At 57.4% G+C, this 14,268-nt stretch carries 14 protein-coding genes; 8 read left to right on the top strand and 6 right to left on the bottom strand.

Annotated elements, in window-relative coordinates; all coding sequences use genetic code 11:
- Positions 1–534 precede the first annotated feature (534 nt).
- From AC1DE4_RS27650 to AC1DE4_RS27615, 8 genes are all read left to right on the top strand, one after another.
- Complete coding sequence (locus AC1DE4_RS27650) at positions 535–2,367, top strand: ABC transporter permease (protein WP_169682073.1); 1,833 nt, start codon at positions 535–537, stop codon at positions 2,365–2,367.
- Complete coding sequence (locus tag AC1DE4_RS27645) at positions 2,367–3,500, top strand: ABC transporter ATP-binding protein (protein WP_169681983.1); 1,134 nt, start codon at positions 2,367–2,369, stop codon at positions 3,498–3,500. Before AC1DE4_RS27650 ends, AC1DE4_RS27645 begins: the two co-directional genes overlap by 1 nt.
- 41 nt (positions 3,501–3,541) lie before the next feature.
- Positions 3,542–4,660 (top strand): ABC transporter substrate-binding protein, encoded by a 1,119-nt coding sequence (locus tag AC1DE4_RS27640; RefSeq protein WP_477884026.1) that lies wholly within the window; start codon positions 3,542–3,544, stop codon positions 4,658–4,660.
- An 87-nt stretch (positions 4,661–4,747) separates the two neighbouring features.
- The gene (locus AC1DE4_RS27635; protein WP_477884024.1) at positions 4,748–5,812 is read left to right on the top strand and encodes an ABC transporter substrate-binding protein; all 1,065 of its coding nucleotides are present in this window, start codon (positions 4,748–4,750) and stop codon (positions 5,810–5,812) included.
- A gap of 41 nt (positions 5,813–5,853) precedes the next feature.
- Positions 5,854–6,963 (top strand): ABC transporter substrate-binding protein, encoded by a 1,110-nt coding sequence (locus AC1DE4_RS27630; RefSeq protein WP_246733682.1) that lies wholly within the window; start codon positions 5,854–5,856, stop codon positions 6,961–6,963.
- A 67-nt stretch (positions 6,964–7,030) separates the two neighbouring features.
- Entirely contained in the window at positions 7,031–7,915 is an 885-nt protein-coding gene (locus tag AC1DE4_RS27625) for an inositol monophosphatase family protein (protein ID WP_169681987.1), read from the top strand.
- 77 nt (positions 7,916–7,992) lie between these two features.
- On the top strand, positions 7,993–8,628 hold the full coding sequence (locus AC1DE4_RS27620) for a dual specificity protein phosphatase family protein (RefSeq protein ID WP_477884010.1): 636 nt from the start codon (positions 7,993–7,995) through the stop codon (positions 8,626–8,628).
- A 33-nt stretch (positions 8,629–8,661) separates the two neighbouring features.
- The gene (locus AC1DE4_RS27615; protein WP_477884008.1) at positions 8,662–8,949 is read left to right on the top strand and encodes a MurR/RpiR family transcriptional regulator; all 288 of its coding nucleotides are present in this window, start codon (positions 8,662–8,664) and stop codon (positions 8,947–8,949) included.
- 402 nt (positions 8,950–9,351) lie between these two features.
- Here the strand turns inward: AC1DE4_RS27615 and AC1DE4_RS27610 are convergent, their stop codons facing one another.
- From AC1DE4_RS27610 to AC1DE4_RS27585, 6 genes are all read right to left on the bottom strand, one after another.
- A complete protein-coding gene (locus AC1DE4_RS27610) occupies positions 9,352–9,975 on the bottom strand; it encodes an ATP-dependent Clp protease proteolytic subunit (protein ID WP_169681990.1) in 624 nt (207 codons plus the stop codon).
- A 43-nt stretch (positions 9,976–10,018) separates the two neighbouring features.
- Positions 10,019–10,390, bottom strand: a complete 372-nt coding sequence (locus AC1DE4_RS27605; RefSeq protein ID WP_169681991.1) for an SRPBCC family protein — start codon at positions 10,388–10,390, stop codon at positions 10,019–10,021.
- A complete protein-coding gene (locus AC1DE4_RS27600) occupies positions 10,387–10,701 on the bottom strand; it encodes an ArsR/SmtB family transcription factor (protein WP_018859114.1) in 315 nt (104 codons plus the stop codon). Before AC1DE4_RS27600 ends, AC1DE4_RS27605 begins: the two co-directional genes overlap by 4 nt.
- Before the next feature lie 194 nt (positions 10,702–10,895).
- Positions 10,896–11,366: a hypothetical protein gene (locus tag AC1DE4_RS27595; RefSeq protein ID WP_169681992.1), complete on the bottom strand. Its 471-nt coding sequence runs from the start codon at positions 11,364–11,366 to the stop codon at positions 10,896–10,898.
- 85 nt (positions 11,367–11,451) lie between these two features.
- Entirely contained in the window at positions 11,452–13,353 is a 1,902-nt protein-coding gene (locus AC1DE4_RS27590; protein ID WP_169681993.1) for a KUP/HAK/KT family potassium transporter, read from the bottom strand.
- A gap of 628 nt (positions 13,354–13,981) precedes the next feature.
- The coding region (locus AC1DE4_RS27585; RefSeq protein ID WP_477884005.1) for a hypothetical protein at positions 13,982–14,268 on the bottom strand (287 nt) is incomplete at its 5' end.

Below are 14,268 nucleotides of genomic sequence, written 5' to 3'. Positions count from 1 at the left end.
CAGCGCGGTTATCACAGGCCACAAAGCTTCGACTTTTCCAACCGGAAAATTTCTCGACCGGTTCGCGCTGCAAAAAGTCGGGATTCGCAGGCGGCTCCAGCTTTGGTGCGGAGAAGATGCATGCGGTCGAAACGGAGCGTTTATTCCATCGCTCAATCGATTGACTGCAAGCCCGTTCGAAAAATATCATATACAGCAAAAAAGAAGCATGAAAAAACAACGACATAGACGTTGCGCACGTGTGCAATTTTCTGTTGACAAATATGCCGATTACGTGGATCATGCATTCTATAAGCAGGAGAATATGGAATATTTATTCTGTATTCTCCTGTGACAAGCACGCCGGAAGGAGCTGGCCTGCTTGGTGGGAGGCGGATCGCGACGGTCCACCTTCGGAGGACATTTTCGTAACCCTTGCTGGGCGAGACCGTGGTGTTACCGCGGACGGCTTGTTGCGCCCGAAGTGCTGGCCGACCAGCTTGGGCTGCGAACATGACGCGATGGGAGGAACGGTTGAGTTTTTACAGTGAAGCCATGAAAGCAGAAGCGTCTCATAAGAACGCACTCGCAGCACCGTCCAACTGGCAGCGGTGGCGGTACCGTCTGAAGATTGCCTTGCGCGAGCCAACGACCCTCGTCGGCATTTTTGTGGCTCTGCTCTTTACCTACCTCATAGTCGTGCCGATCATATCGATCGTGCTCGACGCGGTTAGGGTGCAGTTTGGTCACGAGCGCCGCCTCGGCAAGGAGGTTGGAGACCTAACCCTTTACTATCTCGACCGGGCATTCTTCTCGCCGGTTGCCTCCGACCTCTTCTGGTACCCGCTTTTCAATACGCTGACAGTTGCGCTTGGCGCGATCGCCCTGTCTCTTGTGATCGGGACGATGCTTGCCTGGCTGATCAGCAGGACGGATATGTTCGGCCGCCGATGGTTTGCGACCGCGCTCATCGTGCCTTACATGCTTCCCGCCTGGACATTCGCGCTTGCCTGGACGACCTTGTTCAAAAATCGCACCATCGGCGGCACGCCCGGCTGGTTCGAAGCGATGGGTATGACCCCACCCGACTGGGTCGCCTATGGACGCTTCCCGATCACGATCATCCTGGCCCTTCACTATACCCCGTTCGTCATCCTGCTTTTTGGTTCGGCCCTGCGTCGGTTCGATTCACAACTTGAAGACTCGGCCCGCATCCTTGGCGCCCGCCGGTATCAGGTCGCAATCCAGGTCATCCTCCCGCTGATGCGCCCGGCACTTCTCTCGTCGATGGTTCTGATCTTCGCGAAATGCCTGGGCGAATTCGGCGTCCCCTATGTGCTCGGCCTGCCCGTGAAGTTCGAGGTGCTCTCGACGTCGCTTTTTCGCAGCATCGCGTCACGCCAGACAGGTGTCGCCGGCGTTGTGGCTGCCTCGATTATGGTCATCGGCATCATCACGCTCATGATCGATGCGCGCCTGGTGAGGGAAGCCCGGCGGTTCGTCACCATCGGATCGAAAGGGTCGATGAACCGGCAAAGCCGGCTCGGCAACATGCGCATCCCGGCAACCGCATTTGCTGCGGCGATCTTCGTTCTGAGCGTCGGCTTGCCGATCCTGACCCTTGCGCTCTCTACAGTCATGAAGATCCCCGCGCAGTTCACCTTCGATAATTTCACGCTGGACTACTGGATCGGCACGAACCTTGACACCGTGGCGTTGCAGAGCGGCATCCTGCTAAGCCCAGACCTTTGGGCGGCGGCCAAGAATACCATGATGATTGTCGGGCTTGCCTCGCTGACATCGGGAATTCTTGGCCTCTTCGTTGGCTATGTCGTGATCCGCACACCGGTGCGTGCACTCTCCGTGTACCTTCGCCAGGTCACTTTCCTCCCATACCTTGTTCCCGGCATCGCATTTGCAGCCGCTTATCTCTCGCTCTTCGCAGTGCCTCGGGGCCCGATGCCGGCGCTTTATGGAACAGTGACCATTCTTGTGCTCGCCCTCATTGCCGACCAGATGCCCTATGCCTCGCGTGCTGGCATTTCGGCGATGACGCAGCTTGGAAAGGACCCCGAAGAGGCCGCGCAGATCGCCGGCGCCGGTTGGCTGCGACGCATGGTTTCGATCGTTATCCCGATCCAGAAGGGGTCGCTGGTAACAGGTGTCCTCCTGCCGTTCATATCAGGCATCAAGGGCCTCAGCCTCTTTGTCATTCTCGCTGTGCCAAGCACTGACGTCCTTACGACCTACTCGCTCCGACTGGTCGATTACCACTACACGCAGGCCGCCAATGCGGTGGTCCTCATCATCGCCGGCATCGCCTATTTCGGCACGCTGCTCGCTCAGAAACTCACGCGCACAAATCTTGCAGAAGGACTTGGAAGCTGATGCCCACTATCAACCTGCGCGGTGCGCAAAAGAACTACGGCATGAACTCGGCAAATGCTGTTTCCAATCTCGATCTGGAAATCCGTGATGGCGAATTCATGTGTCTCCTTGGCCCTTCTGGCTGCGGCAAGACCACGACATTGCGAATGATCGCGGGGCTGGAAAACCTCTCCGGCGGCGAGATCATGGTTGGCGAGCGCGTGATCGACTCCGTGGCCGAGGGGATATTCGTTCCGCCGGAAAAGCGGGAGATGGGCCTCGTCTTTCAGAGCTACGCACTCTGGCCCCACCTGACAATCGAGCGCAACACCGATTTCGGCCTGCGCTTGCGAAAGCTGCCGAAGGCAGAGCGTGAGGCGCGTGTCGAGAAGGTGATGCAGGCTCTCGACATTGCCAAGTACCGCGACCGCTACCCCTCGCAACTTTCTGGAGGGCAGCAGCAGCGCGTGGCGCTCGCCCGCATGCTTGCGGTCAACCCGGGTGTTCTGCTTCTTGACGAACCTTTGTCGAACCTTGATGCGAGGCTTCGTCTCGAGATGCGCGCAGAGCTCAAGCGGCTGCACAAGGAGTTCAAGACAACCATCGTCTTCGTCACTCATGATCAATGGGAAGCGATGACGCTCGCGACAACGATCGCCGTGATGAACGAGGGCACCCTTCAGCAGATGGGAACCCCGAACGACATCTATGACAAGCCGGCCAACCGCTTCGTTGCCGAGTTTGTCGGAAGTCCTCCGATCAATATCCTGACCTTCGGCAAACCCGGTGCCTCCGATATTGCCGACAAGGCCGAAGCCTATTTTTCTGCACGCTACTCAGCTTTGCGGGGCATCGGTTCGGTTGGCGTCAGGCCGGAGGCAATGGGCTACGTCACCAGGATCGAGGACGTGCCTCAAGGTGAATTTTCCGCAGAAATGACGGTTACCGGCGTCCTGCCGACGGGGGGCAGCTGGATCCTTGAACTGAGAAGCGACAACCACACGCTCTTTTTGACCACCCACGCATTGCCGCGTCTCGAAGGAGGCGAGCGCGTGTTTTTCCACGCCCCGCCAGAAGCGCTCCATGTCTTCGACGCGCAGGGAGATCGTCTCGTCGAGGCAGACATATTGCTGCGCGTTGGCGTTTTGAACTGACTGAATAACGTTCTTACTGAAGGAGGAGCAGTATGAGGCGCATGATGAAAGACAGTGCTCGCAGGTTGCTTTGCGCGGCATCAATCGTTGCGACAACGGCGGGAGCTGCAGGCGCGGGCGATGGTTTTGACCTCGACGGGCTCGTTGCAGCCGCAAAGAAGGAAAAGCCGATAACGGTTTACGACAGCACCGGCAAGATCGTGGAGATGGCGAAGAACTTCGCCAAGAAATACGGTCTTGAGGCGGAAGGTTCGAAGGTGAAGGCGTCGGCCCAGCTTGAGATGATTATCCGTGAAGCACGTGCCAACAACATTCAAGGTGACGTATCGATCATCAGCGACGCGCCTGCCGCCGTCGCCCAGCTTATCCCGCAGGGTTTTGCGGAAAGCTGGCTGCCGCCCGACCTTGCCGCCAAGATTCCCGTCGAATACCAGGATCCCTTGACCGTGGTCACAAGCGCCAATGTTTGGTCCTACAACACGGCGCTTTTCGACAGTTGTCCAGTCAGTAATATTTGGGAGCTCACCGAGCCGAAGTGGAAGGCTAAGGTGGCGATGCAGGATCCGCTCGGAAAAGCCTCCTATGTCGACTGGTTCAACCAGATGGCAAAGCACGGGGACGAAGAGGTCAGGGCGGCCTACAAGGCGCGCTACGGAAAGGATCTGCAAACAAATGAGACAAGCGCCACTGCGGCCTGGGTCAAGGCGCTCGCCGCAAACGCGCCGCTTCTGACTGATGCCGATGCCGCCGCTGCCGATGCGGTAGGCGCTCCAGGTCAGTCGCAGCCTTTCATGGGGTTGATCAGCTCTGCCAAGTTTCGCGACAATGCCGACAAGGGCATGAAACTCGGTCTCTGCAAGGACCTGAAGCCATGGCTCGGCTGGCTTTACCCGGGCGTCGGTCTGATTACCAAGGGTACTGACAGCCCGAACGCGGCCAAGCTCTTCGTCCACTTCATCATGACAGAAGAAGGCATCACCCCACAGGCGATCGACGGAAAAATGTCGACGAACAAGGATGTCAAGCTGCCGGCGGACGAGCCTTCGGGAATTGGCGCCGCGTTGAACCAGCTCCTGCCCTATTCCATGGCGACGAGCCTTGACGACTGGGATGCTCGTGAGACGTGGCAGGACTTCTGGCGAATGAACTACCAAAAATAAAACGGGTACGGGAGGAAATACATGACGAACTTGAAGAAGGTCAGGGCTGCCGGACTTGCCTATGTTGCAGCAATCTCCGTCGCTTCCATGGCCAGCGAAGCGGCCCGAGCCGCCGACGCGTTCGATCTCGGCGCAATGATCGAGGCCGCCAGACAAGAGCCGCCGATCACCGTCTACGCCGTGACCGGCAAGATTGTTGATACCGCGCAAGCCTTTACCAAGAAATATGGGGTTCAGGCGAGCGGCAAGAAGGTCAATGAGGCGACACAGGTCGAACTGTTGATCCGCGAGCGCCAGGCGGGCAATGTCGTCGGTGATGTCAGTGTTGCAACGGATGTCGCTTCTGCAATGGGCGAACTGTTGCCCGAAGGAATTGTGACGAGCTGGACGCCTCCGGACATCGAGGCAGATATCCCTGAAAAGCTTCGCAATCCGCTGACGGTCGTGTCCGACGCACATGTTTGGACCTACAATACAGAAAAATACGCTAAGTGCCCTGTCACCAACATCTGGCAGCTGACCGAACCGCAATGGAAGGGAAAGCTCGCCATGCTCGACCTTTTCGACAAGCCGCTCTACGCTGACTGGTTCAATCAGATCGAGATGCATCACGACGCCGAAGTGGCCAAGGCATACGAAGACCTCTACGGCAAGAAGCTGGATACCGGCGGTGCGACCGCCACTGCCGCCTGGGTGAAAGCTTTCGCCGAAAACGGGCCGCTTCTTTCGGATTCGACGACGGTCGCCGATGCTGCCGGCGCGCCAGGGCAAGCCGATCCGTTCTTCGTCATTACCTCGACAGCGAAGTACCGGGACAACGAGGCCAAGGGTCTGAAGCTCGGACTGTGCGCCGGGATCAAGCCATTTTCCGGCTTTCTCTATCCGGGTTTCGGTCTGATCGCCACCCAGACCAAAAGCCCGAATGCGGCCAGGCTCTTCGTCCACTATCTGATGACCGAGGAGGGAATTGCACCACAGACTGTCGACGGGAAAATCTCTGGCAATTCGAAGATCAACCTGCCGCTCGACGAGCCGTCTGGTGTTTCACGGCATATCGACGAGCTCATGGCATTCGATTCATCCACGGCGGCGGCCGATCTCGACAAGCGCGAGAGCTGGCAAGACTTCTGGCGGACGAATTACCGCAAGTAAACGCCGGTCAGAGTCAACGGGGGAGGAAAGCAATGAGAAGCATGTCAAATCTGAAGTGTGTGGTGATTGCCGCCCTCGCGGCCGCCTCAGCAATTCCGGTCGCAGCGGCCGACGAATTCGACCTTGAAGCTCTGGTTCAAGCGGCAAAAGCCGAAAAGCCAATCAACGTCTATGACAGCACCGGCAAGATCGTCGAGATGGCGGAAAACTTCACGAGGAAGTACGGCATCAAGGCAACAGGAATGAAGGTCTCGGCAAATAGCCAGCTGGAGATGATCATTCGCGAGAGCCAAGCCAACAATGTGCAAGGCGATGTCGTCCTGATCACCGATGCGCCGGCAGCGCTCGCGCAGCTTCTGCCCGAGAAATTCGTCGAAAACTTTGTCCCGGCCGACAAGGCATCGACGATACCTCCACAGTTCCAGAATCCATTGGCGATATCGACCAATGCCAATGTCTGGGCCTACAATACCGAGACCTATGAAAAGTGCCCGGTCACCAACATCTGGGAACTGACGGAGCCCAAGTGGAAGGGCAAGGTTGCGGTCATCGATCCGTTGACGAAAGGCAACTATACCGACTGGTTCAATCAACTACAGGCCCACGGCAGCGAGGCCGTGGCCGCAGCATACAAGGCTCAATTCGGCAAGGAGCTGGAAACTGGCGAGAAGAGTGCCGCTGCGGCCTGGATCAAGGCTTTCGCTCAAAACGGGCCACTTGCAACGGATAGCGATGACAAGGTCTCGGAAGCAGTTGGCGCGCCGGGTCAGAAGGACCCGTTCTTCGGGCTTTTGAGTTCGGCGAAGTTTCGCGACAACCAGGACAAGGGATACAAGCTCGGCATTTGCACCACACTCGAGCCTTGGGTGGGTTGGAACTACGTCAAGCTTGGGCTGATTGCGGCGAAGACGCAGAGTCCGAACGCCGCCAAGCTCTTCATCCACTACATCCTGACAGAAGAAGGCATCGCGCCGCAGATGAAGGACGGCAAGCTCCCGACAAGCACGGCAATCAAGATGCCCGACGATGAGCCATCCGGGTTGATGAGGATCTCGACCAAGCTGCAGGCCTACGATTCCTCCACAGGGCTCGACGATTTCGACCGGCGCGAGGAATGGCAGGATTTCTGGCGGGTGAATTACACGAAATAGCTGGAATTGGCGCCGTCTTGCCGGCGCCAGCCGACATTAGCCTCGCACATCAAGTGGATTACAGAAGATGAAAAACCGTGCCCATGGCGATCCGCCGCATTTGGACGAAAAGACAATTGCCCGATCAAAAAAGCTCACCGAGATTGCCAAGGGCGCGGCACTTGCCGTTCACGATCCCCTCATCAAGGCATTCCGTTCAAACGTTGCTGTCGACTACAAGGTCGATCTCCACGACGTCGTTACTGTCCATGACAAGCAGGCGGAAAACACGATCCGGAATTTTATCCTGGAGCACGAACCGGATTCCGCAATTATGGGCGAGGAGGGCGGACAAACCGGTTCGGGCCACATTCAATGGTATGTCGATCCGATCGATGGAACCTCCAACTTTGCAAGAGGGCTCGCATTCTGGTGCGTCTCGGTCGCTGCAGTCATCGAGGGCCGCGTTGTGGCCGGCGCTATCTACGATCCCGTGACAGAGTTCATGTTTTCCGCGGATCTGAGCCGGTCCTATCTCAATGGCAAAATCTTGCAGTCTCGCTCCATCCCGGATGAGACACATGCGACCTTGATAACCGGCTATCCGGTTTCACGAGACTTCCGGATTGACGGTCGGGATGCAGCCCTCGCCAATCTGGGGGAACTGGTCGAGACATTTTCGACATTGCGCCGTCCCGGCAGCGCGGCGCTCAGTATCGCCCATGTCGCCGCCGGCTGGGCCGATGCTGCGGCGGGGTTCGGCGTCAACGCTTGGGACGTGGCGGCAGCAACGCTGGTTCTCAGGAACGCGGGAGGCCGATACTATCCCCTGACCCTCGGGAAAGTTCCGGCCGGTTCGACGGAGTTCCTATGTCCAGGATACGTCGCGACCGGGCAGGGTGCGATATATCCGACATTGGAGCGCGTTGCGCGTCAAATCAGCGAAACAAGAATTGCCCGGGCCGCTGCCTAGCTAACACCGTGCGCGAGATCGGGGTTGCCCGTTTTCCAGGCGCAGGTTCAAACATCCAGCGGTCAAATGGAGAAAAAATGACCCTAACAGAACGCACCAGTGAAGCAGCCGCGGATACCCTTCCAAAGCTCAGTCTAATATACGAAGCCCACCCACTCTATGGCGTAGACCTTTTCATTTCCGGGAAAGAAGGAGCGAGCGATCTTGAACTTTTGAGAAGCAGGGGGATCACGACCGTCGTCAATTGCGCCGTTAATCTAGACTTCAATTTTGTCGAGAAGTCCAACCTTGTTTCGGATCATCAGGGAAGCATCTACGGGCCGGGCGAAATCCGCTACTACAAGATCGGGTTGATCGACGGGGCTGGGAATCCGGATACGCAAATGGTCGCCGCTCATTATATCTTGCGTGCTGCACTCGAGCAGGTGTTGCCTGACAAGCCGTCCTATCCGCGACGAGAGAAAGGCAGTGTCCTCATCAACTGCCGTGGCGGCCGGTCAGGTTCGGTCGCGGTCGTCTCGCTATTTCTGCACCTGACATTGCCGTCGCAATTTCCGACGCTAAAGGACGCGATCGCCTTCGTTCGGTTGCGCCGTGAGCTTCCCGTCGAAGAATACTACAAGGCGCCGAAGCCGGTGCTTGCCGAGGCAGCGGAGCGCGCAGCCGGCTGGATCAAGATGATCGAAACGGCGTCGTCGCAGGCATCGAATTGAAACAACGATCGCAACCAAAAATGTTGTCAGCATATGGTTAGGGCACAAAGTCGGCTCTGTGCCCCAAAAGATCTCGAGGCATTCAGGCAGATGATTGCTACGCGCCTGATCGTCTTTCCGGACCGGTCGGAACGGGTGGCAAGGCTTGCTCTCGACAGGCCAGAGGCTATCGCCTTTGGAACGCTGCAATCGGTGGCACGGGAATGTGCAGTCGCAAACACCACCGTCTTTCGAGCTGCTCAAGCCGCCGGTTTTGACGGATTTGCCGATTTCCGGATGATGTTCATTCGACATGTCCGGTCAAGGCATAAGGAAAAATAATGCTTTAGTCCGGAGCGATACGCCCCACACAACGAGTGCCAGGATTGGACACATCGCCACGGCCAGCCATCCAGGTGTCACACCGGCACTCCACAGCGTCCCGAAAACTCAAGGACACTCCAAGAGCCAGCTTCAAAATTCCTATCCCACAACCAAATTGCAACAGGAGTGTTGGTTCGAGAATGCAGGACGCAAATCTTATCGTGTCATCGCCCTTGATGAGCGCAATACGTGGATCACCAAGTTGCGCAGAGCCCGGAGGGATAGCAGGCTCTCACTGGGCCAGGCTGACGCCATGTCACGTGGAATCTCATGACCTGTGAATGCAAAAGGCTCGATCGAAACCTGCGCATGAGGTGTGTTCGCGAAGTAGCGGTGCCCCCGGATTGCGCCGGGCTTGTTTCAAGTCGCGTCGATGTGATCGGGGGCAACTGCCCGAACCTGCAGGATGCGGTCGATAAGGCCCCATTCCAATGCCTCTTCCGCCGTCATGAAGCGGTCGCGATCCATCGCTTGCTCGAATTCTTCGTAGGTGCGGCCGCAATGCTCGGCATAGAGCCTTGTCATGCGATGCTTTGTCTTCTGCATTTCCTCGGCATGGATCAGCATGTCCGATGCCTGTCCTTGGAATCCGCCTAGCGGCTGATGAATATGGATACTGGCATTGGGAAGCGCAGTGCGTTCGCCCGGCTGGCCGGACATCAACAAGAACGAGCCCATCGAGCGGGCGGTTCCCATACACAGCGTATGCACTGGGGCGTGAATGTAACGCATCGTATCGTACATCGCGAGACCGCTGGTTACGACGCCACCTGGTGAATTGATGTAGAGATGGATTGGCCTTTTGGGGCTTTCGGCTTCGAGAAACAGCAATTGTGCGCAGACAAGCGCCGAGACCGTGTCGTTCACCTCCCCGTTGAGGAAGATGATCCGCTCACGAAGCAGACGGGAATAGATGTCGAAAGACCGCTCTCCTCTGCTGGATTGTTCGACGACCATAGGGACGAGTTGCATTGCTTCGCGCATCGGCGAACTCCAATCATTCGAGATTTTTCGGAGGCTTGCCGCGTCAGGCGGCGAGCATGAGGGGCGGGCTGTTGCCGTTGGCGACCGTTTTCGCCAGCCGCTCGAAGGTCGCGCCGGTCAGCTCGTGGAGGATCCGCAGGCTGGTTCCGCCCGATCCATTCGGGGCAATCGTGAAGGTGACGGTGCTTTCGAGATGGGGCGGGGTATCGTCGCGCAATTTGTAGCGGATTTCCTTGCCCGGCGTTTCAGAGAGCGACTGTGGCTCGGCAAGCGCCTCCCTCGGCAGCCACTTCTCCCGGAATTCCGCGATGCTGATCGCCCGCCAGACTTTCTCCGGCGACGCGTCCAGTTCGTATCTCTGCTCGAAACCGCTTTCCGGCACTTTCGCCTGCACTTTGGCCTTCACGTCGTTCATTGATCCATATCCTTCAGCAAGAGCTTGAGAGCGTCGATGCGCGCCGGCCAGTAGGCGCGGTATTTCGCCAGCCATTGCGCGATAAGGGCCAGCCCGTCCGGATCGACTTCATAGTTCACGAAGCGGCCCTCCTTTTGTTCACGCACCAGCCTTGCCGCTCGCAAGACCGCGAGATGTTGGGACATCGCCGGCTGGCTGATATCCATGCCCTGGCGCAGCGTAGTGGCGTTCATGCTGCCGTTCGCGAGCTTTTCGAAAATCGTGCGGCGGGTCGGATCCGCCAGAGCACGGAAAATATCATGTTCGATCATGATTACACATAAGCACACACTTATGCGATTCGCAAGCCTGCCTGGAGCAGTTTGCAGTTTTATGGCAGGCTTGCCTGTCTGGTCCATGCCGAGTGACGATACTCAAACGCATGAGATTCCTGAGCGGCGGGCCAAATGAACAACTGTGTAGCCGGGGGGATTCGTTATGATGGACAGGAGGAAGGGACACTCCTTCACGTCAAACCTGTCAAATTTGGATCCGCCTGTATCATTGCGACAAGCTCCAAGCCTCGTTTGTATTTCACGGGATCTGATCCTACCACGTTGGCCTGCTGCAAATTGTCTTGGAGATCGGCGATCTTTACAGGGCAGGCGATCTTGTTTTCGACTGCTCGAATAACAAACTGATCGTCGGTTTCGTCTTTGCGGCGGGTCAGAGCGTTCACCGCATCAATGACGCCATTGCTGAAGCCCAATTGTTGAACACGTTCGAGGTTCCACCCGTCGCACTTCTCCACGATATCGTGAAGGAAAGCGACTGTCTTTTCTTTTGCACTTTCGACGCGATCAGCCACTCGCTCGCAGTGGCTGATGTACGGATTGCCGGTCTTGTCCATCTGCCCCTCGTGAGCTTCGGACGAAACCTGTTGCGCCAACTCGAGTTCAGATACCTCGTCTTTTGAAATCTCGCCATGTTTTGACATCGAGCACGTCCTCCGCAGCGAAAACGCAACGGCTGTCTTCGCGGTTCCGCCAGCAGGCGCCGACATCGTCGCAGTCAACAAACAGTCAGATGACAGTTTGAAGCCCGAGTTCCACTACTCTGCCACTGGGAAGGCCGAAGTAATCGGTGGCGTTGCCTGCGTTCTGCGCGAGAACGATGAACAGCCGATCCTGCCAGAAGGGCATTCCGCCCTTCTTCGAAGGAAGGATGGTCCGGCGTGACAGGAAGAACGACGTCGACATGATATCGAACTTCAGTCCGAGCTTACGCACAAGCACCAAGGCGCGCGGAATGTTAGGCGTCTCCATGTATCCGAACGTAATCACCAGTCGGCTGAACAGAGGACTGAAACTCTCGAGAAAGATCTTCTCTTCGTCAGGCACGAACGGCTCCGTCGCGGTGACGACGCTGAGGATGACATTGTGCTCATGGAGGACCTTGTAGTGCTTCAGGCTGTGCAGCAACGCCGTGGGCGCGCCTTCGACGTCGCTCGTCAGAAAGACGGCCGTTCCGTGCACAGTGGGAGGCGGCCGCTTGGCAAGCCTGTGGATGATACCCTCGAGCGGAACTTCATCGGCACGCGTGCGGGCGGCCAACAGTCGGCGTCCCGCCATCCACGTCTGCATGATAAGGCCCATGGTGCATGCCACAGTGACCGGAACCCATCCTCCCTCAGGAAACTTGGCGATATTTGCGACGAAGAACCCGGCGTCAATGAGAAAGAGCGGGACGATGACGGCTGCAGTGGTCGCGGTCGTCCATCTCCAGATGTGCTTCATCACGACGAAGAGCAGCACGCTGGTGATGAGCATCTCGCCGGTAACCGCGATACCGTATGCGGCGGAAAGTCCGCTCGAACTCCTGAAATACAGAACGAGTGCTACGACGAATACGAAAAGGAACGCGTTCACTTGCGGCATGAAGATCTGACCGGAGTGTGTTTCCGAGGTGTGCAGGATCTGGAGACGCGGTAGCACATTGAGGTGCATTGCCTGACGAACAAGGGAATATGCCCCCGAGATAACTGCTTGGCTCGCAATGACCGTGGCCGCGGTTGCCATACACACGATCGGCACCCGCGCCCATTCCGGATGCATGTCAAAAAAGGGATGTTTCGTCATATCCGGGTTTGCAAGCACGAACGCGCCCTGTCCGAAGTAGTTCAGAAGCAGGCTGGGGAAGACGAGAAAAAACCATGCCGTCACGATCGGCCGTCGGCCGAAATGGCCCAGGTCCACATAGAGCGCCTCCGCCCCTGTGACCGCAAGAAACACTGCTCCTAGGACAGCGATCGCGTGCCCGACATTGCTCGAGGCATATAGAATGCCATGAAGCGGGTTGATGGCGCTGAAGATTTCTAAGTCGTCGAGAATATGGATGCCGCCGCTTATTCCTAGAATCAGAAACCAGACTGCCATGATGGGGCCGAACACCGATGCAACTCCGCCTGTCCCGAAGCGCTGTACGAAGAACAGCACGGCAATGATGGTGACGGTGATCGGCACGATCCATCCGGAGAGCCCGGGGGCCACGACCTGGATTCCTTCGACGGCGGACAACACGGAGATTGCAGGCGTTATGATCGCGTCGCCGAGAAACAGGGAAGCGCCTGCGACGCCCAGAACGAGGATCCATGCTGGCTTCCCAGCGAAACTCTGGCGTGCAAGCGTCATTAAGGAGAGCGTCCCGCCTTCGCCTCGATTGTCGGCCCTCAGAACGAACGTTACGTACTTCACCGTGACGACGATCGTCAGAGCCCATACAATCAGCGAAAGAATGCCGAGCACGTTCTCCCGGTGCGATCCCGATCCTGCTGTCGCATGCAGAGCCTCGCGAAACGCATAGAGCGGACTGGTCCCGATATCGCCGTAAACGACACCAAGCGCTGCCAAAACCAAAGCGGGTAACCCGCTTCGTGTCTCAATCGCCAGTTCCGGGTCTTCGGATCGGAGTTGCGGATAGGTCACCGGGCAGTCCTGATGGGAGTGAGTATCTTTTCGAGGTTACGACTAATGATCTCGTTGAACGTCCGACAGTTCGATTGGTTCGAAGGGGTGAACCACACCGCTGTTTGATCCGTCATTTTCTCCGACCGGCGCAGAATCGTGCTTGTCTTGCGGTCCAAGCCCTACCAAATGCTCGGAGCGTTAGCTCGCGGCACGCGCGAGAACGTCAAAGCCCGGTCGCCATGGTACCAATAAACTCGTTCTCCTGACGCTGCGCCTGCCAGGATTGCGCGATACCTTACCACAGAGGTTCGCGATATTGCACAGAACCTACGCCAGAATGTTTGATTTTCAGGGACTTAAGTTGGGTTGATCGCGTGACGCCGGTTCAATTCCGACGCTACACTCAACCGAAATCGGGCAGGACCTCCGGGTTTCACTGGTCCTTGGAATGCACCAGTGCGCAGCTCTCATTCGCGTGCGCTGCAAAGCCATTCCGGTTCGCGGCATCGCCACTCGGTCGATGCGAGCTCGCAGGGAGTGTTAACCATCGTATATCGCGTCCCGCAATCAGCGTCCCAACGTTGTTCAGAGTCCCACTCCCATTTGCGCATGACCTGAACTCCAGACTCCTAGAGTCCGCCACGCGCTACAGGCTGCAACCGGGATATTTGTAGAGGTCGGCTTGGGACAGATCGGGCGGGCATTTCACGGCGCCTGTGGCCTTCTGGCCGCATGACGATGCCTTAATCTGCGATATCGATGCATAACGCCCCTGAGAGACGCGAACCTTGACGCACTGCTTCTTGTCGGCGTTCCACCAGGTATTGTTGCCGCCCACGTCAACATAGCCCCGCGCCTGCATTTCGCTCTCGGCGCCAGCGGCTCGCGAGCCCACGAGGTCGGCGCGAGGTCGGCGATATCGGATGGCGATTT

It is taken from the genome of Rhizobium sp. 10N414, from assembly GCF_056394785.1.
The sequence above is the reverse complement of the archived record's forward strand: the minus strand, read 5'-3'. Positions and strand labels throughout refer to the sequence as shown.